Genomic DNA, 23,991 nt, shown 5'->3' on the forward strand with positions numbered 1-23,991 from the left:
CGAAAGCAGCGCGCCGCCGAGCGAATTATGGTCCTCCGGGCAGACCACGACGACTTTGAGACGCGGCAATTGCGCCGCCAGCGCGATCAGATGGGCGAAATGGTCTTTCTCGTCGAGGATCAGCGCCGGCAATTCGCGCGCCGGAGTCTCGACATTTACGCTCGGCGCATCGACCACGGCGACGCCCTTGCAGACCAGCGCTCCTTGGGCGTCGGTAACGACGGTGTCGAAAACGACGGTGGGCGCCTCGCGCTTCTCCCGGCAGGTGACGGCAATGCGCAGGCGGTCGCCGATATGCACGCGGCGGGCGAATTCGAAGGTCTGGGAGCGATAGAGCGTGCCGGGTCCGGGCAGGACATTGCCGAGCACGGCGGAAATCAGCGACCCGATCCACATCGAAGGGGCCACTGGCGGCGGCGCCGGTTTGTCGGAGGCGGGCGCGCCCTCCTCGGCCGGCAGCATCAGCGGATTGGTGTTGCCGGAGACATGGGCGAACAGGAACAGGTCGCGATCCGAACAGACGCGCTCCAGGAAAGCCGTGTCGCCGACCTGCAATTGGGACCAGGTCGTGTTCGAAATGGTTCGATGGGAACTCGTCTTTGTCGCGCTCATGGTTCACCTCTCGCGTGACGCCATTTTTGTCGCACAGCGGCCTCGTACCCTGCTCGAAGCAGGGGTCACATCGAAGATAGCTGTGGCGACATTGGCTCGGCCAAATCGTCATCCCGGCTTCCGGCGTCGAAACTTGGCGACCGTTTATCGGACACAGTTAATCCCGAAATGATGACAGGGCCATGAATTCGTTGTGCGCTGCGGCAAAAATAGACGCACGGGTGCGACGTAGTGACGCGCTTCGGCGGGTTATTTTGAAATCCGTGAAGAATTGCCCCTTACCTTCCTTGGGTAATTCCTTCGAGACAGCCCGAGAGGCCGTTGGCGTTACAACCAGCGCTTCCAGCGGAAATAGGCATAGAGCGAGCCAGAGCAGATTACCATCAACACCAGCGCCATTGGATAGCCGTAAGCCCATTCCAGTTCCGGCATGAACTTGAAGTTCATCCCATAAATCGAAGCAAAAAGCGTCGGCGGCATGAAAATGACGGCCAGAACCGAGAATAATTTGATGATATGACTTTGTTCGAGATTGATCAGGCCGAGCGTGGTGTCGAGCAGAAACTGCACTTTTTGGGTCTGGAAAGTGGCGTGTTCCTCCAGCGACTGCAAGTCGCGCAGGGTAGCGCGCACGTCGTCGCGAAGTTGGGTCGGCGCGCCCTCGGTTTCGAAATCGGGCAAAATAAAGAGAAGGATGCGCTCCAGCGCAACCAGGCTTTCACGGACGTTCGAGACGCCTTTGGCCTGCGCGCCCAGTTCGAAGAATACGGCCTTGAAGACGGCATCGTGATTTTTGGTCGGATCGAAAATATTGAAAATCGAGTTCCCGATCTTTTCCAGCCCTTTGTCGGTGTTTTCGATTTCCTGGGCCATACGGTTGACCACGGTGTTGATCAAGCCCGCGAGAATGTTTCCGGCCGAATGCCTGGCGCGTCCGAGGAGGAGAGACGACGCGAAAACAGGCTGAAAGCGTCGCTATCTTCGTTGCGCAGGGTGACGATGCAGCGGTCGGTCAGGATGAACGTGACACGCGCCATCTGCGCGGCGTCGCCGATGCCGCAGAGCATCTGCGCGCCCAGATAGCGCGCGCCGCGATCCGCATAGAGCGATTCCGGCGGTTCGACATAATCGATGTCGGAAGACGTCGGAATGTCGATTTCGAGGTAGGCTGCGGTCTGGCGTTCTTCGGCGGAAGTCGGCTTGAACAGATCGATCCAAATGGCGCCGGCGGGAATTTCGCTCGAAGAGTCCAATACAAGGCCCTGGACGCAGGAGACTGGCGCGTCGGATGCGCCGGGCGATTCCGCGCCCTTGCGAAGATGGACTTTGATCATGGAGCCTCCCAAAAAAACGCGGGCATCCGCGGGCGCATGCCCCGGCCGGAACCGTCCCTGGATATTTGGACGCGTTAACGCAAATGTGTCGTAACCAGCCGCCGGGACGGCGGCGTGGCTGGCGTCGGGAAGCGGTTCGACCAGAAGGAGTCCCGTCGGTCGCACGGGAATTTTTTTGAATCGCTTTAGGTGTCTGGCTCCACTCCAATTTCGGCCGGATCCATTGTGCGGCGCGGCAAACATGACCCTGCTTGTCATGGAAACGTCATGCCGAGTTTTTAATCTAATTGCGGATTGAAGCGGCAAACTCGGCAACCCGTCGTTCATGACGCCAGGGATTGGCGGCGGCGAGCGAAAGCGAGGACGGTTTTACGCGCAATCGGGTGCGGTCGCCGGTTCAGCGGCTTTCGACTGAAGTTCCTGAATCCACTGGAATAAAACGCGTGGTCTTATCCGCCCGAAGACTGAAGGGCAGATTGACTACTTCCCTGCAACTCCAAGGCCTGGAAGCGAAAATGATGAAGCGCAAATTCACTATGCTTGTCGCCGCCCTGTTTGCCCTGGCCAGTCAGATTGCGCCGGCGCCCGCAGCCGACCTGCGCCTGATCGGCTCGGGCGCGAGCTTCCCTTTCCCGCTTTATGCGGCCTGGTTCAAGGACTTCAGCAAGAAGACCGCCGGCGCCACGGTCGATTACCAGGCCAAGGGCAGCGGCGCCGGCATTCAGGATCTGATCAACAAGACGGTCGACTTCGCCGCGAGCGACGCCGCCATGTCCCCCGAAGAAATCGCCAAGGTCCAGGACGGCGTCGTGCTGCTGCCGATGACCGCCGGCGAAATCGTCCTCGCCTACAACCTTCCCGGCAAGCCCCAAAATCTCAAGCTGCCGCGCGACGTCTATCCCGACATTTTCCTCGGCAAGATCACCCGCTGGAACGACCCGCGCCTCGTCGCCGCCAACCCCGACCTCAAGTTGCCCGACTTGCCGATCACGGTGGTCCGCCGGTCGGATTCGAGCGGTACGACCTATGTCTTCACCAAGCACCTGAGCGCGATCAGCCCTGCGTTCAAGGAGCAGGTCGGCGTCGGCACCAACGTCCAATGGCCGCAGAGCGACAAGATCGTCGCCGCGCCGAAGAACGACGGCGTCACCGCCACCATCAAGCAGACCCCCGGCGCCATCGGCTATATCGAATATGGCTACGCCAAGCTGACCAAGGCCGACACCGCGCTGCTTCAGAACAAGGCGGGCAAATATGTCGAGGCCGGCGCGGAAGGCGGCGCCATCGCGCTGGCGAGCGCCAGGCTTCCCGACAACCTGATCGCCTGGGTCGAGGATCCGGAAGCCGAAGGGGCCTATCCGATCGTCTCCTTCACCTGGCTGCTGGCCTACCTCAAGCAGGATCCGGCCAAGGCTGAAATCCTGCGCAAACTGGTCGCCTACGGCCTGACCGACGGCCAGAAGATCGCCGACAGCATGGGCTATATTCCGCTGCCCGCCAGCGTCGCGGAAAAGGTGCTCACCGCCTCGGCGAAAATTCAGTAAGTTCGCCCGCTATCGCGCGGCGCTCCGGAACCGGGGCGCCGCGCGCATTTGGCGGATAGGTCGCTATTTTCAGGAGAGGTCGCCCGTGGCGTTCCAGTTGGTTTTGCCCGACAGCAAGTCGGTATCGCAGGCGCCCTCGCCCCTGGCCTATGCCGTGGACCGCACGTTCTTTTATGCCGCAGCCGCCGGGGCCCTGGCGATCATCCTGCTCGTCATTTACATCCTGTGGGAAATCGGCGGGCAGGCGCTGCCGGCGATCGGGCGCAGCGGCGCCTCCGTCCTCGTCAATACCCAATGGGACGTGCAGAACAGTTCTTTCGGCATTCTGCCGCAGATCTGGGGCACCCTTTACAGTTCGCTGATGGCCTTGCTGATTGGCGGCTTCATCGGGGTCTCCATCGCGATCTTCCTGACCCAGGATTTTCTGCCGCATTCGCTGGCCACCGTGTTCCGCACCCTGATCGAAATGCTGGCGGCGATCCCCAGCGTGGTGTTCGGCCTCTGGGGCATTTTCGTCGTCATCCCCTTCGTCCGCCCCGCCGCCGACTGGCTTCATGACGCCGCCGGGTTCATTCCTTTCTTCAGCACCTCGCTGAGCGGTCCGGGCATGTTGCCCGCCGTCATCGTGCTGTCGATCATGATCTTGCCGACGGTCGCCGCGATCTCGCAGGACGCGATCGGCCTCGTCCCCTACAAGATCAAGGAAGCGGCTTACGGACTGGGCGCGACGCGCTGGGAAGCCATCCTGAAAGTCATCCTGCCGACGGCTTCGGGCGGCATTTCCTCGGCGCTGGTGCTCGGCTTCGGGCGCGCGCTCGGCGAAACCATGGCTCTGGCCATGCTGATCGGCAACGCCAACCAGATTTCGCTGTCGCTGTTCTCGCCCGCCACGACGCTTGCGGCCTTGCTGGCCTCGAACTTCCCGGAAGCCGGCGCGATCGAGCGCCAGGCGCTGATGTACGCGGCGCTGGTGCTGCTGGCGATCACGCTGGTGGTGAACGTGGCCGGCACGCTGATCCTGCTGTGGACCTCGAGAAAGATGGCGAAGGCATGACTGCAATGGCTTTTGAAGCCTCCCCGGCGACCCCGGCGATGGCGATCCCTTCGGGTTCGGACGGCAAGCCGCCGAGCCTCGGCTATAATTCGTTCGAGCCGCGCGCTCTGTGGAACCTGATTCTGACCCTCGGCCTCTGGGCGGTGGCGGCTTTGGGCGCGACGCCGCTGCTTTCGGTTCTTTACATGCTGATTGTCAAGGGCGGCGCGCGGCTCAACGGCGAATTGTTCACCGAACTTCCGCCGGCCGGCTTCGAAATGGGCGGCGGCATCGGCAACGCCATCCAGGGCACGCTCGTCACCGTCGCCATCGCCTCGCTCATCAGCATTCCGATCGCCCTTTTCGCTGCGATCTATCTGGCGGAGTTGCGTCCGCTGAGCCGGATCTCGTCGGTCGCCCGCTTTTTGGCGAAAGTACTGACGGGCTTTCCTTCGATCCTCGCCGGCGTGTTCGTCTATGCTGCGGTGGTTCTGCTGATGGGCAGCTATTCGGCTCTGGCCGGCGGCGTGGCGCTGGCGGTGTTGATGCTGCCGACCATCACCCTGACCGCCGAAGGCGCGATGCACATGGTGCCGCAGCGCATGAAGGACGCCGCCATCGGCATGGGCTGCACCAATACGCAGGTGGTGTGGAGCGTGACGCTGCCGACCGCGCTGCCGAGCATCGTGACCGGCATCATCCTCGCCGTGGCGCGCGTCGCCGGCGAATCCGCGCCGCTGCTGTTCACCGCCCTTTTCAGCAATTACTGGCTGCGCAACATCACCGAGCCGACGGCCTCGCTGTCGATCCTGATCTATAATTTTTCGAGCATGCCGTTCGACAACCAGATCGAACTCGCCTGGGCGGCGTCGCTCGTGCTGGTGATGATTGTCCTCGGCTTCAACATTCTCAGCCGATTCATCGGCCGTCCGCAGGTTTGAGGAGAAATCCCATGACGAACGCAAGCGTACTCGAAAAGCCGACCGCGACCGCCGGAGCCGCCATCGATTGCAACATCGACAAGATCTACTATGGCAAGTTCCTCGCCGTCCGGGACAGCAATATCGCCATCGAGAAGGGCAAGATCACCGGCTTCATCGGGCCTTCGGGCTGCGGCAAGAGCACGGTGCTGCGCAGCCTCAACCGCATGAACGACCTCATCAAGGGCTTCAAACTCGAAGGCAATGTTCACTTCCACGGCCAGGAAATTTACGACAAGGGCGTCGATCCGGTCGTCGTGCGCCGCCATATCGGCATGGTGTTCCAGCAGCCCAACCCTTTCTCGATGAGCATTTTCGACAATGTCGCATTCGGCCTGAAGCTCAACCGGTTCAAGGGCGACGTCGAGGAGAGGGTGCAGCATGCGCTGACCCGCGCGGCGCTGTGGGACGAAGTGAAGGACAAGCTCAAGGCGAGCGGCCTGTCGCTGTCCGGAGGCCAGCAGCAGCGCCTGTGCATCGCGCGCGCCGTCGCCACCCAGCCGAGCGTCCTATTGATGGACGAACCTTGCTCGGCGCTCGATCCGATCGCCACCCGGCGCGTCGAGGAACTGATGCTCGAACTCAAGAATGATTACACCATCGCGCTGGTCACCCATAACATGCAGCAGGCGCGGCGCGTCGCCGACATCACCGCGTTTTTCTCGGTCGACATCTCGCAGGGCGGCCGCACCGGCCATCTGGTGGAGGTCGGTCCTACCGATCAAATCTTCGATGCGCCGCAGGAAAAGCTGACCAAGCAATATATCGGCGGCGAATTCAGCTGATCCGGCGGAAGGCCGTCCGCAAACGCGCAATCTGCATATAGAGGATCGCAACATGCTTCTGCCGGGAAAGCTGACGGGCCCATGGGCGGCGACGCTTGCGGGCGCATTCTGGCTGGCTACGGCGGCGGTTTCGGCGCCGGCGCTGGCCGACGGAATCGAACTGCACGGCGCCGGCTCGACGCTGGCGGCGCCGCTCTACGAAAAATGGATCGGCGAATACCAGCGCACGCATAATTCCGTGATCCTGCATTACGCCGCCGTCGGTTCGGGCGAGGGCGTCGCGCGTTTCGCCTCGGGCGCCGTGGATTTCGGCGCCAGCGACGTCGCGCTGGCCTCGGAAAAGGCCGCAAAAATCGCCGGGGGCGTGGTTCAGGTTCCCTCGACCGCCGGCATGGTGGTCCTCGCCTATAATCTCCCCGGCTTCAAAGGCGAATTGAAATTGCCGCAGGATGTCTATTCCGACATTTTCCTCGGCCGCATCCACAGTTGGGACGATCCGCGAATCGCCGGCGCCAATCCGGGGCTCAAACTGCCGGCGCGCACCATCGCCGTGGTCGTCCGCCAGGATTCGAGCGGCACGACCTACGCTTTCACCAGCCATCTGGCGGCGGTCAGCAAAAACTGGGGCGTCGAGGGTCGAGGGGCTGGAACCGTCGTGGCCTGGCCCCACGAGGCGATGAACGCGCGCGGCAACGAAGGCGTGGCGTCGCGCATCAAGATCGCCGATAATTCGATCGGCTATGTCGAATATGGCTTTGCGCGCCGCCTCGGGCTGAAAGTCGCCGCCCTGCAAAACAGCGAGGGCCGCTTCGTCCTGCCTTCGCCCGAAGCGGGCGAGGCCGCCATGGTCAGCTCGGCGACCGGCAGCCTCGATGGGCTGGGCGCGTCGATCGTCAATCCGCATGGCCCCGAGGCCTATCCGATCGTCACCTACAGTTGGCTGCTGCTGCACCGCCATTATCCGCCGGAACAGGCGCGCGTGCTGAAATCCTTCGTCCTTTTCGCGCTCGGCGACGGCCAGAAACAGGCGCTGAATCTCGGCTATATCGCTCTGCCTCCCGCCGTGACCGAACTCGCCAAGGCGGCCGTTGTCGAAATCGACGCCGAACCCGCCGCGCCGACGCCGACGACCCGAAATTGAACATGAGCGGTTTCCGCCCGCGCGGCGGCTTCGACCTGGGAACACATGATTCGAACGGCTTCGCAATCGGCATGAAGTCTTGCCTAACGGTCTGGAGCGCGATGTGGGCGTGATCGATCTTCAAGCGATCGAAGGGGCTTTTCGAACGCTCCAGCTCCATTTCCCGGAGATCAACCGCGACCTGTCCGAACGGCGCGACACCCTCGACGACGAAGTCGTCGTCAACCTGCTCGAAGGCTACGCCTTGGTCGATCGCTGGATCGAACAGGGCGTGGACCTGTTCGCCATGGGCAATCTTCATTACTGGCTGGATTTGAACGCCACCGTGCTCTGCGGCCTCCAGGGCGCGGAAGATGCGCTCCATCGCCGATTGCTCGAAGCCACCGAGCAGCGTTTTTACGAACAGCCGGACGGCGGGATAAGCGAAATCGTCGGCTGGCACGGCCGCGCGGAAGGCAAGGACGTCTGGCGCCGCTGCGCCGGCGTGTTCATCCGCATTCTCAGCGAGCCGCAATTGTTCATCGAGGGCAACCACCGCACCGGCGCGCTGATCATGTCCTATATTCTGGCGCGCGAGGGCCGCCCGCCCTTCGTGCTGACCGAGAACAACGCCCGCGCCTTTTTCAATCCCGCTTCGGTGTTCAAGAAATCCAGCAAGCGCAATTTCGTGATGCGGGTGAAAATGCCGGGCCTGACGCGCGCCTTCGCCGGGTTCCTCGAAGGACAGGCGAATGGGGCCTTTTTGGCGAAGGCCGAAGCGCCCGGCAAATCCGCCGATGCCGCCGCCGTTCCGGCGCATTGACCGCCGGATCGAACCGACCGTCGGGCGCGGCCGCAAATCTGTCTCGTTTCAGCCACAGTAGGCCATAAACCGCCGCGCCTGCGCGACTTTCCAACGGGCGTTTTTCGCCCTTTTGCGCCATGGATCGGCGGTTTTTTGGCAAGCCCCCCATGCGGGGGCGTGGATCGAAACATAGCCGCTCTTGAAAGGGACGGCTTCATTGGCATGGGCGCGACGTCCTGATCGAAGAAAAAGACACGCTGGACAACGACCGCAAGGTTTACCCGACGCTTCCCCGATTTCCTGCCGACTGCTTCCCCCATGCTTCCCCGGAGAACGCGGACCCCAGAAAAGCAAAAGCCCCGATCGCTGTTTTTTCCAGCAATCTCAGGGCTTTTGGAATGGTGGGCGCGACAGGGATCGAACCTGTGACCCCTACGATGTCAACGTAGTGCTCTCCCGCTGAGCTACGCGCCCGAAACCGGTCGGAAAACTTCCTGACGGCCCGTCAAGGGTGGAGGCTGTATATCTATTCGCAACCTGGGGCGCAACCCATTGGCCGAAGGAAATTCGGCTTGACCGACAAAGGCTGCGTTCACGCGGCCAGCAGGCGGGTCACCTCATTGACCAGATCCTTCAGATGGAAGGGTTTTGACAGGATTTTCGCCTGACGCGGGGCCTGGTTGTCGGGGTTCAGCGCCACCGCAGCGAATCCGGTGATGAACATTACCTTGATGTCCGGGTCGAGTTCGGTGGCGCGGCGCGCCAGTTCGATTCCGTCCATTTCCGGCATGACGATGTCGGTCAGCAGCAGTTCGAACGGTTCTTCGCGCAGCCGGTTATAGGCCGCGAGACCATTGTCGAAGGAAATGACGGTATAGCCGGCGTTCTGCAACGCCTTGACCAGAAAGCGACGCATGTCGTTGTCGTCTTCCGCCAGCAGGATTTTTACCGATTGTTCGAATTGGTCGTTCATGGCGCCCTCGTTCTTGCTCCATCGATAAAGCCCCCTCATGGTAAAAAACAGGTGAAAATTCGTTAAAACCCCGAAAGAAGTTCATTCGCCGCCCAAACCCCTTGCGGCAGGAGGGCAAGCTCGCCTGTGGACAAATCGCCGGCGCGGCGTCATTCTTGCTTCTTGGCTCGCACGAGACGCGAAAAATCCGACTTTTTCGCGCCGGGATTCGAAGCGGAACCGGAAAAAGCATGCAGTGTCATGACGCGAGCGTGAATCACCAGCCGCCGCCGGCCTGCGAAACCCTCGAACCGGTTCGCCTCGATTCGCCGGTGGTTTTCTCCTCGCCGCATTCCGGAAAATTCTATCCGCCGGAATTTCTCGCCGCCTCGCGGCTGGATCTGCGCGTCTTGCGCAGCTCGGAAGACGTCGCGGTGGACGATCTGTTTGCCGCCGCCCCGCAATATGGGGCGCCGCTGCTGCGGGCGAACTACCCGCGCGCCTTTCTCGACGTCAACCGCGACCCGAACGAACTCGACGCGCGGCTGTTCGACCAGCCTTTGCCCGCCTATGCCAACACGCGCTCGCTGCGCGTCGCCAGCGGCCTCGGCGCCATCCCCCGCGTGGTCGCGGAGGGCCAGGCCATTTATCACGACCGCATTCCGCTGGCCGAGGGTCTGGAGCGGATCGAGCGGCTCTACAAGCCCTATCATGCCGCGCTGGAGGCCTTGATGAACCGGGCGGCGCAAAAGTTCGGCGGCGCCGTGCTGGTGGATTGCCATTCCATGCCCTCGCGCATGCCGACCGGCGATTCGCGGCGCCCCTATGAGCCCATCGCCGCCGACATCGTCATCGGCGACCGCCATGGCGCCAGTTGCGATCCGGCGCTGTCGCACCGCATTCACGCCATTCTGTCCGGTTTCGGCTATCGCGTCGCCCGCAACAAGCCCTACGCCGGCGGCTATATCACGGAAACCTACGCCATTCGCTCGCGCAACCGCCACGCAGTGCAGATCGAAATCAACCGCGCGCTCTATCTCGACGAGAAAACCCTTGAGCCCGGCCCCGATTATGCGCGGGTCAAGGCCGACATCGGCCATCTCATCGCCGAAATCGCGCCGGGGCGCGAAGCGCCGGGAGTCCATTGCCGCCAGGCGGCGGAATAGCAGGCAGGCCGAAAAAAAGACCGCCGACAAAAGTCAGCGGTCCAAGTCTAGGGAGGAAACGCCCAAGGAGGGCATGCACGGCAAAACAATGCCGCACCACAATAATATGGCGCCGCATCGCACAAAACGCAAGGCCTTCGAAATCCCCTTTTATTGAACAAAAGTTCATGAAATTCAGACGATTAACGGAATCGCCAGGCGCCCGGTCCGCTCTTTGCCGCTCATTCTGCAATTGCGTTGCGCTATTGCAACATGCTTTGGTCGCACGGCGGGCGCGATGGCGGCTCGGGCTTGAGTGCAAAGGCGGGAGCGGCGACGATGACAGCGGTGGATTTCTTGCCCTTCGTGGAGCGTCTGGCCAAAATATCGGGCGAGACGATCATGCCGTTCTTCCGCGCGACTTGCGCGATGGAGGACAAGTCCGGCGGCGGCGTGTTCGATCCGGTGACCGAGGCCGACCGCGCCGCCGAACTGGCGATTCGCCAGCTGATCGGCAAGGTTTTCCCGGATCATGGCGTGATCGGCGAGGAATTCGGCGCGACCGCCGAGGATGCCGAATATGTCTGGGTGCTCGACCCGATCGACGGCACCAAGAGTTTTATTTCCGGCCTGCCGCTTTGGGGCACGCTGATCGGCCTGCTGCATGAGGGAACTCCCTGCTATGGCCTGATGAACCAGCCGTTTACGCGGGAAAAGTTTTTTGGCGACGGGCGCGCGGCGCATTGGGAGGGCTTTCGGCCCGACGGCGCCCCGGTGAAGCGGCGGCTGCGCGTGCGGCCCTGCGCCAGTCTCGACCGCGCCACCTTGATGACCACGTCGCCCCACCTGATCCCGCAACCTTTTCGCCCGCGCTACGACGCTCTGGAGGCGAAAACCCGGCTGGTGCGCTATGGCGGCGATTGCTACGCCTATTGCATGCTGGCCGCCGGCCATATCGATCTGGTGGTCGAGGCGGGGCTCAACGCCTATGACATCGTCGCTCTGATCCCGATCGTCGAGGGCGCGGGCGGCGTTATCACCAGCTGGAACGGCGGCGACCCGTCAAAGGGCGGCGCGGTCGTGGCGGCGGGCGACAAGCGCTTGCACGAACAGGCGCTGGAGGTATTGCGGGAAGTTGTGGGGCCGGATTCCAGCATTTGAAAAAGTGAAAATCGTAAAGTGAAAACGGTTTTTCGGACGGAAAAGTGTTCTTGTTTTGTTTCACGTGAAACGATCTCCGGGCCACGCGGGGCGCTTTTTCGGCTTTTTCGTTGAAATGAAATGATTTTCGGGCGCGCGCCGGTGGTTGGCGCGCGAGCGAAAAAGGCTTCGCGCGGCCCGGCCTCGGCCTGCAACCTGACGGTTGCGGCATCGAAAAGGAGCCGGAATTGAACGAAAACGCGCGGAAAAAACACGATTTTGCGCAAATTAACCATGATTTTGCGGGTTTTTTCACCTTTTTCACCCCCCCCCGAAGCGTCGGTCGTTTATTGCAACCTGAGCGCGACTCGTCCGCGCCGCGCCCTGGGCGCCCGCTCGCGGCTCGCCGGACAAGGGCCGTCCGAGGTGAAGCGCTTTGGCGCCAAAGGAACCGCAAATGCGCGGCGCGAGGATTCGGGGACTGGATTCGAATGGCGCAAGCATGGCGGGCGACGGCAAGGCGCGCGCGATGGGGCGCCATTCGTTTCCTGTCCCCGAACTCCGGGTTCGTCAGCGGCAATGTTGCAGTTTGGGGATTTGGTAAGCTGTCACCGTAACCCCGTAACCCCTGCGTAACCCCTGTCACCGTAACCCCAGAACGTTCAGAGTTGCGAGTCCGTCTCATTTTATAGCCGCGTCTGCTGCCTCGGCTTGTCCACAACGGGACCAGCCGGCCGGGTCGGAAGCTGCGCGATTTCCCGCCCTGCCTTTTCCTCGGCGATGCGAATGTCATAGGCCCCTTGCAGGTTAAGCCAGAACTGCGCGCTCGTGCCGAACCAATGCCCGAAACGAAGTGCGGTGTCGCCGGTGACGCCACGGCGTCCATGGATGATCTGCGTCACGCGATTGGGAGGGACGTTGATCTGCCGCGAAAGCTCGGTCGGGGTGACGCCAAGCTCGGTCAACTCGTCAACGAGGATTTCGCCGGGATGGATGGCGGGGCGCGGCATGGCTGCAACTCCTTTCAATGGTAGTCCACGATTTCGACGTTCGACGGGCCGGTTGCGTCCTGGGGCCACTCGAAGCAAATCCGCCACTTCATGTTGACGCGGATGCTGTATTGCCCTGCCCTGTCGCCCTTCAGCCCTTCGAGGCGGTTGCCGGGCAAGCCCCGCAAGTCCTCAACGCCCGTCGCGGCGTCCAGAATTTCAAGACGCTTGTAAGCCTGTCGGTCGAAACCCTGAAACTCCCGGACAAATTCGCCGCGCGAGAAAGCTTCGGTTCGTTTGTCGCGGTAGCTCAGAATCATGTTGTCAGCATACGGGTTTTGGATGATTTACGTCAAGCGTCCAAATTTAATCCCAGCAGTTCAGTTACGGATTCCGGGATTCCGGTGACACCTTGGATTTGGATTCCGGCGGCGCCTTACCAAATCCCCAAATTGCAAGATTGCCGCTAACGAACCCCGAGTTCGGGGACAGGAAACGAATTCCTCGCGTTGCGCCTTTACTGTCGCCGGGCCCCCGGAACCCGAAGTCGTCGCCATCGGCCGTCGCGCCGCAAGCAACAGGAAACAAGACCTCGGGCAAAGGATGGGCGGCCCGTCATGGCTGCGAGGGTCTCAAGTCGCGTCAACCTGAATTCGCGCTGTTCCTGGCCGGCGGCGGCTTGACAGGCAATTGTTTTCGTGGGACGATCCCGTTGAACTTCCGCCTACTCCAGTCACATTTACTGGAGGCGGAGTATTCGCGGTTCTCATGGTCTTCAATTTAAGAAGAGGGCGCATTTATGGCAACCCCACCGAAACTTCAGATCAGCGAAGCGGCGCTCAGAGAATCGATCCTCGACCGCATCCGCTGGATATTCGATCCGGTCGACCTCGACCACATCCTGCAGATCGACAAAGGTCTCGCCAAGGAAGTGCTCGCCCAGCGGCTCGACGCGCATTCGGCCATTACGCGCGCGATCTCCGAGAGCTCGGCAAAGACCGCCAAGCTGCTGCGGTAAGCCATGGACAGGGCCGGAGCGAATCGGTCCGCCGTCCGCGACTTGCGCGTCAAGCCGTCGGCTGAAAAGGTAGAGATCGCTCTCGTCGGCTATCAGGACCAGGGCAATCTGGGGCTCGGATATCTCGCTGCCGTCGTCGAGCGCCGTGGCTGGAACGCCACGCTTTATGACATTCGCGATGGCGGCGACGCGCTGGCGCGTCGGTTAAAGTCGCGCAAACCGCTGATCGTCGGCTTCTCGCTGATCTTCCAGTTCTTCCTGCCGCAATACCGCGAGGTGGCGCGAGAGCTTCGCGCCGCCGGAATCAAGGCGCATTTCACGATCGGCGGCCATTATCCAAGTCTTTGCCACGAGGAATTGCTCGCAAACTTTCCCGAAATCGACAGCGTTGTGCGCTATGAGGGCGAGGAGACGCTGATTGAACTTGCCGAGCGCCTTCGCGACGGGCGCGACTGGCGCGATGTGGCGGGTCTCGCCTACACAGCCGCCGACGGCGACGCCGTTGCGACGGATGCGCGCGCGCTCGTCCCGGATCTCGACGATCTGCCCTTCCCGAAGCGCCCCGATGAGGTAGAGAGGATTGTGGGCTATCCCACGCTCCCTGTTCTCGCGAGCCGAGGCTGCGTCCGCCGCTGTTCCTTCTGCTCGATCCACACCTTCTATCGCACGGCGCCGGGCAAGGTCGTGCGCGTGCGCAAGCCGGAGAAGGTGGTCGAGGAAATGCTCGAACTTCGCGAGACGCACGACGTCCGCGTCTTCCTGTTTCAAGACGACGACTTTCCGCTTTGGGGCAAGAAGGGCCGGCGCTGGGCGGACGATCTCATGGCGCGGCTGCATTCAACGGGCCTCGCCCGCGACACGATCTTCAAGATTTCCTGCCGCGCCGAATACGTGGAGGATGACCTTTTCGGCGCCCTCAGCGAGGCCGGTCTCTTCCTCGTTTACATGGGACTGGAATCGGGCGTCGAAGGCGGGCTTGACGTCCTTTTCAAGCAAACTTCGGTCGAGCAGAACATCCGCGCGGTCGCTACCCTCAAGCGGCTGGGGATCGCGTGGAATTACGGCTTCATGCTGTTTGACCCGTCGAGCACTTTCGAGTCGATCCGCGGGAATGCCGCCTTTCTGCGCGAGATCGTCGGCGACGGCAGCACAGCCGCCGTCTTCTCGCGCATGCTGCCTTATGGCGGAACGCCGATCCGGGACACGCTCGCGCGAGAAGGGCGTCTGCGGGGAGACCTCACGCATCCCGATTATGATTTCCTCGATCCGCGCATCAACGACTATCACCGCCTGCTGACGATCGCCGTACGGCCATGGATTCATAATCGGGGCCTGTCCTATTCGCTTGCCAATTCCGTTGACGAACTGGAGACCATCGCGCGGCTGGCGCCGGCGGCGTCTGGTTGCGACGGGTATCGGTCGGCGCTGAGGCTGCTGGCCGCGGAATGCAACGAGCGTCTGCTCCATCTCGTGGAGAGTTCCTCCCTTGCCTTCGAGCGGGGCGACCTCGCTCCGCTCGAACCACAACCGATCGCGGACTATTGCAAGGCGAATTTGGCAAAACTCGACGGGCTTCGCCGCGAATTTCTGACGCGCAACATGGACACTTTGATCTCAAGCATCACAGGCGCGCCCGTCGCCCATCCGGTGATGATGCCGCAGGCGCACTGAAGAATGTTCCAGGTGGCGATGTCATCTCTGGATTGGAGTGGACCCCAAGAATGGACCGCACCCCTTCCGTGAGACTCGGCTAATTCGGGGGCGGGAACGAATCTCGCCCCCTTCGCCCCTGCCCTTCCGGTAACGGCGCCGTCGCGCCATTCGAATCCAGTCGCCGAATTCCTGTCGCTCGCGCCTTCGTCCGCCGCTTCGGCGCGATTTGCGCCGTCCTATGGGTATTTCCCGGTCCTGTTCGATCGGACGCCTGAAGGCCTAGGGTTTTCATGGTGTTGAGAAACGCGCCCGGCTCGCCTTGAACGCACGGCTGGTCAAACATCTGTCGAAGCCCGCGAAAAAACGACGCGGGCGCCGTTCCAAAAATCCGTCAGGTTTTCGTCAGCTGGGCCGGCGCATGGTGCAACCCAACGACGCCGTCCCGGCGCCGCGTTCAGGAGAAACCCCATGAAGAAAATCCCATTGTTGCTGCTCGCCGGCCTGTTCCTTCCCGTCGCCGCCCAGGCGGCGCCCAATTGCACCGCCGAGCCCAAGGACAAATGGCTGACCGAAGAGGCGATGAAGGCCAAGGTCGCCACGCTGGGCTATGAGCGCATCAAGACCTTCAAGACCTCCGGCAATTGCTATGAGATCTACGGCTACACCAAGGATGGCCAGAAGGCCGAGGTCTATTTCAACCCGGTCACCGGCGATGTGGTCAAATCCTCGATCGGGGGCTGAGGCCACGTCCGCGCACGTCGAGACCGCGCAGGCCCCGCGCCTGGAAATTCAAGTCTGGGACGCGGTGGTGCGGCTGTTCCACTGGAGCGTGGTCGTCGGCTGCGCGCTCAACTTTGCCGTCTTCACGGACGGCAAGGCCGCCCATCGCTGGATCGGCTATGGCGTCGCCCTGGCGCTGGCGATCCGGCTGGTGTGGGGCTTTGTCGGCTCGCCCTATGCGCGATTTGCGCAGTTCGCCCCGCGTCCCGCCGCCCTCGCCGCCTATCTGCGGGCGCTGGCGCAGGGGCGCGAGCCGCGCTTCATCGGTCATAATCCGGCCGGCGCGGCCATGATGCTGGGTTTGATGGCGATGCTCGTCGGCGTTTCCCTGACCGGCTGGCTTTTGACCCTCGACAGGTACTTTGGCAGCGAAACGCTGGAGTTCTGGCACGAAGCTCTGGCCAATGGCTTGCTGGCGATGATCGGCCTGCATGTGGCGGCGGTCCTGATCGAAAGCTGGCGCCATGGCGAAAATCTGGTCCGGTCGATGATCACGGGGCGAAAACGGGCCTGAGGCTGGCGCCGGTCGAACGGGTCAAAGCCTGCGCGAGCGGGTGACCGGATCGTCTGGGTACATTCCGATGCTGTTCAATCGGTCGCGCCAGCGCTTTGGTCTGGCCGCATGTCTCCCGGGACCCGCCGGGCGACGGCAGAGCCCTGATCGGGCCGTGGACCGACAAAAGGTGAAACATGGACAGATCCCCGAAAACCCTGCGCTGGTTTGCCCTGGTGTGCCTGCTTGGCGCCCAGACTTTTGGCGCGGGCGCGCAGGTCAATCCGCGGCCGCGCGGGGTCATGCTCGGCGCCATTCAGACTGCCGTCATCGAATCGATTGCGGCGCAGGACAAGTCGGTTGAGGTCAGGATCGACGGTTCGGTGCTCGTCGTATCGCGCGTCAACAGCAACCAGAACGCCTCCAACCATATCGGCCGGAACAATGAAGCCGCGGCGATTGCGGCCATCGCCGCGAAGTCGATCGCCAATGACGGTGAATATTCGGCGATCAATGTCATCCGGGTCGAATATATAGACCGCGCGGCCGCCGGCGGCGGCGAAAAGGAAATCGACTCCATGGATTTTCGCAAGAACGCCAAGGGTGAATTCGAAGTTCATCTGACCTGAGTTTCGCCGGCGACCCCCGCAACCGAAAAAGACGAGGGCGATATGTCGATCATGCCTGTTTCGCCATCGGCGCCGGGCGGCCTCAGCCAGTCCGAAGCCGCCGCGCGCCTTGAGGAAGAAGGTTTCAACGAACTTCCGCAAGCCGAAAGACGCACGCCGTTCCGCATTATTCTGGAGGTTCTGCGCGAGCCCATGCTCGCCCTGCTGATCGGCGGCGGCGTCATCTATCTCGCGCTCGGCGACGTGAAGGAGGCCCTTGTCCTGCTGGCCTTCGCCTGCCTGTCGGTGACGATCACCGTGGTTCAGGAAACGCGCACCGAAAAGGTGCTGGAGGCCCTGCGCGATCTGACCTCTCCGCGCGCCTTGGTGATCCGCGACGGCGAGCGGTTGCGCATCGCCGGGCGCGAGGTGGTGCGCGGCGACCTCATCGTTCTCGCCGAGGGCGACCGGGTGCCCGCCGACTCCTGGCTGGTCGAAGCCCATGACCTTCAGGCCGACGAATCGCTGCTGACCGGCGAATCCGCGCCGGTGCGCAAGATCGCGCAGGCGAAAGGATCGGGGGCGGCGCCGCGCCCCGGCGGCGACGATCTGCCCGTTGTCTATTCCGGCAGTCTGATCGTCCGGGGCTCGGGGGTGGGCGAAGTCGTCGCCACCGGCGCCCGCAGCGAAATCGGCAAGATCGGCAAGTCGCTCGGCGAGCTGGAAACCGCCGCGCCGCATCTGCAAACCCAGACGCGCAGGCTGGTCGGCATTTTCGCCATTTTCGGCGGCCTCGTCAGCGTTCTCGTCGTCACGCTTTATGGCGTGCTGCGCGGCAATTGGCTCGACGCCCTGCTGGCGGGCATTGCGGTCGGCATGTCGATGCTGCCGGAGGAATTTCCGGTCGTGCTGACCGTGTTCATGGCGATGGGCGCCTGGCGCATTTCGCAGGCGCGGGTGCTGACGCGGCGCGCCACGGCCATCGAGGCGCTCGGCTCGGCCACGGTGCTGTGCACCGACAAGACCGGAACGCTGACGCAAAATCGCATGACGATCTCTCAATTGCGGCTGGCGACGGGCGAAAAGCAGATTTTGGCTGACGATCCGGAAGCTCTGCCCCCCGGCTTTGACGAACTCGTCGCCTGCGGCGTGCTGGCCAGCGCCCCAAATCCTTTCGATCCGATGGAAAAGGCGTTTCATACGCTGGCGCGGCAGGCCAACCTCGCGCAATCGAACGGCGCGCCGGTCAAAACCTATCCGTTGCGAGCGGATCTGCTCGCCATGACGCAGGTCTGGCGCGCGGGAGACGCCACGCGCGTCGCCGCCAAGGGCGCCCCGGAGGCCATCGCCGAATTGTGCCGCCTCTCCGAGGCGGATCGCGCGGCGCTGGCGGCGGCGGTGAACGAAATGGCGGCGGCGGGCCTGCGCATCCTCGCGGTGGCGCGCGCGGAATTTTCGGGCCCGGACCTGCCGGAGTCGCAGCAGGATTTTGCCTTCGCGCTGCTCGGTCTCGTCGGCCTCGCCGATCCCTTGCGCAAGAGCGTTCCCTCCGCCGTCGCGCTCTGCCGCACGGCCGGCATTCGCGTCGTCATGATCACCGGCGATTACCCGGCCACCGCCCGCGCCATAGCGCGGCAGGCGGGCATCGACGCCGATGTCGTCCTCGCAGGCGAGGAACTGGAAAAACTCGACGGCGCGGCGCTCAAGGCCAGCGTTGAAAAAACGTCGGTCTTCGCCCGCATCATGCCCGACCAGAAGCTGCGCATCGTCCAGGCCCTGAAGGCCAATGACGAGGTGGTGGCGATGACCGGCGACGGCGTCAACGACGCGCCCTCGCTCAAGGCCGCCGATATCGGCGTCGCCATGGGCGGGCGCGGCACCGATGTGGCGCGCGAGGCTTCGTCGATCGTGCTGCTCGACGACGATTTCGGCTCGATCGTCGCGACGATTCGTCTCGGCCGGCGCATCTATGACAATCTGCGCAAGGCGATGAGCTTCATTTTCGCGGTGCATGTTCCCATCGCCGGGCTGGCCCTGCTGCCGCTGGCCTTTGGCATGCCGCTGCTGTTCGGGCCGATGCATATCGCCTTTCTCGAAATGATCATCGATCCGGTCTGTTCGCTCGTCTTCGAGGCCGAAGTCGAAGAGGACGACCTGATGCGCCGCAAGCCGCGCGATCCCGCCGAGCCGCTGTTTTCGGGCGCCATGATCCTGTGGGGCGTTTTCCAGGGGACGCTGGTGTTTGGGCTGGTCGCCGCGATCTATGTCGCGGCGCTGCGCGACGCCATGCCGGAGGACGAGGTGAGGGCGCTGGCTTTCTTCGCGCTGGTGATTTCGTTTGTCGCGCTGATCTTCGTCAACCGGTCGATGAGCGCTTCGCCGCTCAGGGCGATTCTGCGGCCCAATCCGGCGCTGGCGGTCACGCTCCCGGCGGTGGCGGCCATGCTCGCCGCCACGCTGCTCTGGCCGACCGCGCGCGAACTGTTTCGCTTCGGTCCGCTGCATTCCAACGATATCTGGCTCACGCTCGGCGTCGGCCTCGTCGTCCTCTTCACGCTGGAACTGCTCAAGGCGCTGTGGCGAATTTTCCAAACGAAGCGGGCGTCGCCATGATGTCCGTTAAGGCGCCCACCGGTTCCGCAAACGACTCCTTCGTCAGGCGCGCCTTCATCGTCTTCTTGATGGCGACGCTCGCCTATGTTTGCTGGCGCCTCGCCGATCTCGCCGTTCTGACCTTCGGCGCGGTGCTGTTTTCCATCGGCCTCAATGCGGGGGCGGCGGCCATCGCGCGCCGGACCGGCGCCTCCCACGCGCTTGCCCTGACCATCGTCGTGCTGATCGGACTGGCGGCGGTTGGCCTGGCGACGATGTTTTTCGGATCCATGATCGCAGGCCAGATCGACAATCTGATCGAGCAGGTCCCGCAAGGCTTTCGCATCGCCGTCGACCGCATCGAGGCCAATACATTCGGGCGCTATGCGCTCGAACAGGCCAGAAGCTTCGACATGGCGGGCTCGACGGGCTGGATCGCCTCGACCCTGGCGCTGATCGCCCGCTCGACCCTCGAAACGGCGGCCTATGCCTTTCTGGTGTTCTTCCTCGCCATCTATCTTGCCGCCCAACCGGATCGCTACCGGCGGATGTGCCTGCGGCTGTTGCCGCCGAGACGGCAGTCGGCGCTTTCGGGCGTGTTCGACGCGACAGGCGAAATTTTGCGGCGATGGCTCATCGGACAGATCGTGGTCATGGCGATTATCGGCGTGTTGTCCGGTTTCGGGCTCTGGCTGCTCGGGATCGAATCCGCCATCGCCCTGGGGCTTGTCGGCGGCTTTCTCTGCTTCATTCCCTATGTCGGGGCCGTCATCGCGGCCGTGCCGGCGACGCTGGTGGCCCTGACCCAGGGGCCGACCTACGCGCTCTGGGTCCTCGCCATGTATGCGGCCGTACATTTTGTCGAGGGCAATTTCATCACGCCCTTTGTCCAGGCCGAGGCGACGTCGCTGCCGCCGGTTCTATCCCTGTTGTCCATCGTCGCCTTTGGCGTTCTGATCGGTCCGGTTTCGGTGCTGATCGCCGCGCCGTTGACCCTCTTCCTGATGGTCGCGGTCGAGCTGCTTTATGTCGAGGAAACGTTGGGGCAAGCGCCCGCCGAAACGTCAATGGAAATCATTTGACCGCCCCGCGCGCGACAAATCGGCGCGCCGCGCCCTCGACCCTTGACGGGGCCCGATTGCGACTCTAACCCTTCGACCGGAAACGGCTGCGGTCAAGTGCGCGATTTCTTCCGCGCTGGCGCCAAAAAATTTCAGTCGGCGCTTGCGTCACACCGGCGACGCCGGCGGACGATTTGACGGTGGAACAGGACGTGACGCGCAGCAAAAGCCGGTGGCCGGCTTTGATCCTTCTCGCGATGCTGACCGGCCTGCTGGCGTTGGCGGCTCTGGCGACGAGGTTGCCCAGATTGGCGCTTTGGCATGTGGTGCGGGTCTGCGTCGCCGACGCCGGACTGTTGGGCGTCCCCTTCCCGTGTCGGCAGGCGGACCTTGCCGGCGGCAAGGAGCAGGGCAGCGTCGTGGTCCAGCCGCCGCTGCTCAACGACATGATCGTCGTCCCGACCCGGCCGCTGGTTGGCGTCGAGGACGCCTTTCTCCAGACGCCGGAGGCCCCGAATTATTTCGCCGCCGCCTGGAGGGCGCGGTCGCTGCTGGTCAGCCCGAGCGGACGCCGGCCCGAATGGGACGAAGTCGCGCTCGTCGTCAATCCGGCGATGGTTCGCACCCAGGATCAGCTGCACATTCATGTGGGATGCCTGTTTCCGCGCGCACGAATCGCGCTCGCCGCCGCGGCGCCGCAGGTTCCGGTCGGGGCCTGGGTCAGGCTGCCCGAAATTGTCCCGCATATTGCTTTTTGGGGGACGCGCGTCGGAACTTCCAGCCTTTCGGGCGTCGCGCCCTTCCGGCTCGCCGCCGAAGCGCTGGCCGACCGGGTCCGCGAACGCGGCAAGCTGACGCTGATGGTCGCGGGCGTCCGGGTCGCGGGCGCCGAGCAGTTCCTGATTGTCGCGTCCTATGCCGGCGCCCCCCATTCGTGGTGGCCGATCGGCAACCAGGAGCTGATCGACGCGCGCTGTCCGCCCTGACCGGTCTTCACCCCGCCGTCGTCGCCGCCTGCTGCAAAAACGGCTCGCCGGGCAGGAAGCCGTCGAAAGCGGCCCAGAATCTGGCGCGGATTTCGTCGCGCTCCATCAGGATTTCATGGCGGGCGCCGGGCAGCACCAGACAGTCGGCGACCTTGAGTTTGCGCGCATAACGCTCGATGGCGCCGGTGGAGACGAGGCGGTCGTCGCCAGCGGCGACGAACAGCGCCGGAATCTTGATTTTCCGGGCGAAATCGTCGGAATTGAGCCGTTCCATCAATACGTAGGATTGGCGAATCCAGCCGATGGTCGGGTCGCCGAGGGCCAGCGCCGGAGCGAAGTCGAGGATTTGCGCAGCACGGGCGTAGCGGCGCGGGTCGGCGGTCAGGATGTTGCCGGCGTAAGGCCGTTGGGCCAGGGTGATGGGGCCGCCGCCCGGCACGTAGAGCCGCCCGAGCCCGAGCGCGTTCAAGGTGGAAGCGGTCCCTCGCGCCAGCGTGGAGCCGGCCATGCCGCTCAGGGCCAGCATCGGCGCGACGCCGACGAGGCGCGAAAAGGCGTCGCCGCCCGCGCCCGCGTAATCGAGAATCGCGGCGGCGCCCATCGAATGGGCCAGGGCATACCAGGGTTTCGGACATTCGGGCGCGAGCGCCTGGGCGATCAGCGCATCGAGATCGAGGCAATAATCGGTCGAGCGCCGCAGATGGCCCTTGACCTTGTTGCGCAACAGGCGCTGCGAAAGCCCCTGCCCGCGCCAGTCGAAAGCCGCCACGGCGAAGCCGCGCGAAAGCAGCTCGGCGATCACCTCGTAATATTTCTCGATGAATTCGGCGCGGCCCTGGACGAGCGCCACCGTGCCGCGCGCAAAACCTTGCGGGCGCCAGAGCGCGGCGCGCAATTCCACGCCATCGCTCGTGCGCAACGCCATGAGCCGGGCGCCGGGCGGACAGGGATTTGTGGGCTGGTCGATCAGTTCCATGCCCGGCGCTCCGGCGGAGGCTTTCGGTTCATCCATCGCCAAAACTCGCACAAAAAACCTCGCGCGCAAAACTCTTGAAAAGTTTTGGCCGGCGCCTATCTCGTTTCCAGCGCGGGCCGATTGTCGGACGCGCTGACGGCGCGGCCCGGATTTGGCGGGCCCGCCGCATGTCGCTTCAAATGGAGGATATGCCATGCGTCAATATGATCTGTCTCCGCTTTATCGTTCCACCATCGGTTTCGACCGGCTGTTTTCGCTGCTCGACCAGGCCGGCGGCCAGGAGGCCGCCGCCACCGCCTATCCGCCCTATAATATCGAGCGGACCGGCGAGAACGCCTATCGGCTGACCCTCGCGGTAGCCGGGTTCGGCGAAAGCGATCTGTCGATCGAATCGCGCGAAAACGCCCTGACCATCAAGGGCGCGAAGGACAACCGGCCGCAGGCCGAGGCGACGGAAGTGCTCTATCAGGGCATTGCCGCGCGCGCTTTCGAGCGCCGGTTCCAGCTCGCCGACCATGTGCTGGTGACGGGCGCGCGGCTGGAGAACGGCCTGCTGCACGTCGATCTGGTGCGCGAAATTCCCGAAGCGCAGCGTCCGCGCCAGATTCCGATCGGCGCGGCCGGACCGCGACCGGTGGAGGCGCCGAAAGCCGCCTGATCGGCGCGGAGTCCGGTTATTGCAACAACGCAGGGAAACGGGCGCTATCCGGCGCCCGTTTCTTTATTGCGGCAAAGGCTCGATGCGCGGCGCGCCGGGGATGCGCAGCGGCTTGATCGGGCTGAGCGAAGCATCGGCGGAATCCGGCTGTTTCTGCGGCGCGGCGACAGGAGAGGCACTTCCGGGTCTCCCCGAAGTCGCCGCCGGCTCGACCGGAGCGGGTTCGGCGAGATCGTCGGGGGCGTCGAGCGAATGGCGCGGCCCCGGCAGCGGCCGGTCCAGCGCCCGCAGATCGTCGTAAAATTCGGGCCGTCTTTCCGCTGGGCGGCGCGGCTCCCGGGCCGGCGCGGGCGCCCGCGCGGTCAAAATTTCCACGTCGATGACCCGGCCATCGGCGTCGAGGGTGAATTTCCGGCGGCCGCCGTCGCTGTCGCGCCCCACGGCGATGGTCTGGCCGCCGCGACGCTGCGGCGCTCCGACCAACCGCGCGCCCTCGCGCTCCAGAACGGAGCGAACCTGCGGCTGGGTCAGCCTCGGCTCCGCGAGCGGCGCGCGCGTCGGCGGGCGCGCGGGCGGGTCCCAGGGGAAGCGGAACGGTTCGGCGCCAACAGGCGCCGCCGCGCCCAGCGACAGCAACCCGAGGCCGAGCGCCAGTCCTGTCCGCAGGCCCCTGGAGCAATGCGCGAAAAAGTGGATGCCGGTTTTTCGCAAAAACATTGCGAAAACA

Annotated in this window: 23 protein-coding genes, 1 tRNA gene and 2 pseudogenes; 17 read left to right on the forward strand and 9 right to left on the reverse strand. The window is 63.5% G+C overall.

The features are described 5' to 3' along the window. The 3 genes and pseudogenes from QZY01_RS18810 to QZY01_RS18820 form a co-directional block, all read right to left on the reverse strand. A pseudogene (locus tag QZY01_RS18810) lies at window positions 1-612 on the reverse strand (MaoC/PaaZ C-terminal domain-containing protein); the annotation flags it as partial. Window positions 613-939: 327 nt separating this feature from the next. Continuing rightward, the gene (locus QZY01_RS18815) at window positions 940-1,509 is read right to left on the reverse strand and encodes a CorA family divalent cation transporter (protein ID WP_294540257.1); all 570 of its coding nucleotides are present in this window, start codon (window positions 1,507-1,509) and stop codon (window positions 940-942) included. Continuing rightward, complete coding sequence (locus QZY01_RS18820) at window positions 1,506-1,946, reverse strand: hypothetical protein (RefSeq protein WP_294540259.1); 441 nt, start codon at window positions 1,944-1,946, stop codon at window positions 1,506-1,508. Before QZY01_RS18820 ends, QZY01_RS18815 begins: the two co-directional genes overlap by 4 nt. A 515-nt stretch (window positions 1,947-2,461) precedes the next feature. Between QZY01_RS18820 and pstS (QZY01_RS18825) the strand changes: the two genes are divergently transcribed. The 6 genes from pstS (QZY01_RS18825) (at window position 2,462) to QZY01_RS18850 (ending at window position 8,231) form a co-directional block, all read left to right on the forward strand. Beyond that, entirely contained in the window at window positions 2,462-3,490 is a 1,029-nt protein-coding gene (gene pstS / locus QZY01_RS18825) for a phosphate ABC transporter substrate-binding protein PstS (protein WP_294540261.1), read from the forward strand. A gap of 85 nt (window positions 3,491-3,575) precedes the next feature. Next, a complete protein-coding gene (pstC, locus tag QZY01_RS18830) occupies window positions 3,576-4,544 on the forward strand; it encodes a phosphate ABC transporter permease subunit PstC (protein ID WP_294540262.1) in 969 nt (322 codons plus the stop codon). Between the two features lie 5 nt (window positions 4,545-4,549). Beyond that, window positions 4,550-5,464 (forward strand): phosphate ABC transporter permease PstA, encoded by a 915-nt coding sequence (pstA, locus tag QZY01_RS18835; protein ID WP_294540264.1) that lies wholly within the window; start codon window positions 4,550-4,552, stop codon window positions 5,462-5,464. 11 nt (window positions 5,465-5,475) lie between these two features. Then, window positions 5,476-6,288 (forward strand): phosphate ABC transporter ATP-binding protein PstB, encoded by an 813-nt coding sequence (pstB, locus tag QZY01_RS18840; RefSeq protein ID WP_294540266.1) that lies wholly within the window; start codon window positions 5,476-5,478, stop codon window positions 6,286-6,288. A gap of 52 nt (window positions 6,289-6,340) precedes the next feature. Continuing rightward, window positions 6,341-7,429 (forward strand): phosphate ABC transporter substrate-binding protein PstS, encoded by a 1,089-nt coding sequence (gene pstS, locus QZY01_RS18845; protein ID WP_294540268.1) that lies wholly within the window; start codon window positions 6,341-6,343, stop codon window positions 7,427-7,429. A 109-nt stretch (window positions 7,430-7,538) separates the two neighbouring features. After that, window positions 7,539-8,231 carry a hypothetical protein gene (locus QZY01_RS18850; RefSeq protein ID WP_294540271.1) on the forward strand — a complete coding sequence of 231 codons (693 nt, stop codon included), beginning with the start codon at window positions 7,539-7,541 and terminating at the stop codon, window positions 8,229-8,231. 381 nt (window positions 8,232-8,612) lie between these two features. Here the strand turns inward: QZY01_RS18850 and QZY01_RS18855 are convergent. Then, window positions 8,613-8,687: transfer RNA gene (locus tag QZY01_RS18855), tRNA-Val, on the reverse strand. Window positions 8,688-8,805: 118 nt separating this feature from the next. Continuing rightward, window positions 8,806-9,186, reverse strand: coding sequence for a response regulator (locus QZY01_RS18860; protein WP_294540273.1), 381 nt, complete (start codon window positions 9,184-9,186; stop codon window positions 8,806-8,808). Window positions 9,187-9,416: 230 nt separating this feature from the next. Here QZY01_RS18860 and QZY01_RS18865 point away from each other — a divergent pair, with 230 nt between their 5' ends. Next, the gene (locus tag QZY01_RS18865; protein ID WP_294540275.1) at window positions 9,417-10,331 is read left to right on the forward strand and encodes an N-formylglutamate amidohydrolase; all 915 of its coding nucleotides are present in this window, start codon (window positions 9,417-9,419) and stop codon (window positions 10,329-10,331) included. Window positions 10,332-10,649: 318 nt separating this feature from the next. Next, window positions 10,650-11,471, forward strand: a complete 822-nt coding sequence (gene hisN, locus QZY01_RS18870) for a histidinol-phosphatase (RefSeq protein WP_294540277.1) — start codon at window positions 10,650-10,652, stop codon at window positions 11,469-11,471. A gap of 665 nt (window positions 11,472-12,136) precedes the next feature. On the opposite strand, the gene QZY01_RS18875 is transcribed toward hisN, so the two are convergent. Continuing rightward, window positions 12,137-12,460: a HigA family addiction module antitoxin gene (locus QZY01_RS18875; RefSeq protein ID WP_294540279.1), complete on the reverse strand. Its 324-nt coding sequence runs from the start codon at window positions 12,458-12,460 to the stop codon at window positions 12,137-12,139. Between the two features lie 14 nt (window positions 12,461-12,474). Continuing rightward, window positions 12,475-12,759 (reverse strand): type II toxin-antitoxin system RelE/ParE family toxin, encoded by a 285-nt coding sequence (locus tag QZY01_RS18880; protein WP_294540281.1) that lies wholly within the window; start codon window positions 12,757-12,759, stop codon window positions 12,475-12,477. Window positions 12,760-13,238: 479 nt separating this feature from the next. On the opposite strand from QZY01_RS18880, the gene QZY01_RS18885 reads away from it, so the two are divergent. The 8 genes from QZY01_RS18885 to QZY01_RS18920 all read left to right on the forward strand — a co-directional run bounded on the left by QZY01_RS18885 (window position 13,239) and on the right by QZY01_RS18920 (window position 21,630). Next, the gene (locus QZY01_RS18885; RefSeq protein WP_294540283.1) at window positions 13,239-13,457 is read left to right on the forward strand and encodes a hypothetical protein; all 219 of its coding nucleotides are present in this window, start codon (window positions 13,239-13,241) and stop codon (window positions 13,455-13,457) included. Between the two features lie 3 nt (window positions 13,458-13,460). After that, window positions 13,461-15,128, forward strand: coding sequence for a radical SAM protein (locus QZY01_RS18890; protein WP_294540284.1), 1,668 nt, complete (start codon window positions 13,461-13,463; stop codon window positions 15,126-15,128). A 450-nt stretch (window positions 15,129-15,578) separates the two neighbouring features. Continuing rightward, entirely contained in the window at window positions 15,579-15,851 is a 273-nt protein-coding gene (locus QZY01_RS18895; protein ID WP_294540286.1) for a PepSY domain-containing protein, read from the forward strand. After that, window positions 15,823-16,404, forward strand: coding sequence for a cytochrome b/b6 domain-containing protein (locus QZY01_RS18900; protein WP_294540287.1), 582 nt, complete (start codon window positions 15,823-15,825; stop codon window positions 16,402-16,404). The genes QZY01_RS18895 and QZY01_RS18900 overlap by 29 nt, the downstream gene beginning before the upstream one ends. Before the next feature lie 176 nt (window positions 16,405-16,580). Further along, entirely contained in the window at window positions 16,581-17,012 is a 432-nt protein-coding gene (locus tag QZY01_RS18905; RefSeq protein ID WP_294540288.1) for a hypothetical protein, read from the forward strand. Window positions 17,013-17,054: 42 nt separating this feature from the next. Continuing rightward, window positions 17,055-19,604, forward strand: a complete 2,550-nt coding sequence (locus QZY01_RS18910; protein WP_294540290.1) for a cation-translocating P-type ATPase — start codon at window positions 17,055-17,057, stop codon at window positions 19,602-19,604. Continuing rightward, window positions 19,601-20,665, forward strand: coding sequence for an AI-2E family transporter (locus QZY01_RS18915; protein ID WP_294540292.1), 1,065 nt, complete (start codon window positions 19,601-19,603; stop codon window positions 20,663-20,665). The genes QZY01_RS18910 and QZY01_RS18915 overlap by 4 nt, the downstream gene beginning before the upstream one ends. 191 nt (window positions 20,666-20,856) lie before the next feature. Beyond that, a complete protein-coding gene (locus QZY01_RS18920; protein ID WP_294540294.1) occupies window positions 20,857-21,630 on the forward strand; it encodes a CDP-diacylglycerol diphosphatase in 774 nt (257 codons plus the stop codon). A 7-nt stretch (window positions 21,631-21,637) separates the two neighbouring features. Here the strand turns inward: QZY01_RS18920 and QZY01_RS18925 are convergent, their stop codons facing one another. Next, window positions 21,638-22,642 carry an alpha/beta hydrolase gene (locus QZY01_RS18925; RefSeq protein ID WP_294540296.1) on the reverse strand — a complete coding sequence of 335 codons (1,005 nt, stop codon included), beginning with the start codon at window positions 22,640-22,642 and terminating at the stop codon, window positions 21,638-21,640. 157 nt (window positions 22,643-22,799) lie between these two features. Between QZY01_RS18925 and QZY01_RS18930 the strand changes: the two genes are divergently transcribed. Then, window positions 22,800-23,264, forward strand: a complete 465-nt coding sequence (locus QZY01_RS18930; protein WP_294540297.1) for an Hsp20 family protein — start codon at window positions 22,800-22,802, stop codon at window positions 23,262-23,264. A 63-nt stretch (window positions 23,265-23,327) separates the two neighbouring features. On the opposite strand, the pseudogene QZY01_RS18935 reads toward QZY01_RS18930, so the two are convergent. Then, window positions 23,328-23,991, reverse strand: a pseudogene (locus QZY01_RS18935) (hypothetical protein); the annotation flags it as partial.

This window comes from uncultured Rhodoblastus sp., from assembly GCF_903903185.1.
Classification (GTDB): Bacteria; Pseudomonadota; Alphaproteobacteria; order Rhizobiales; family Beijerinckiaceae; genus Rhodoblastus.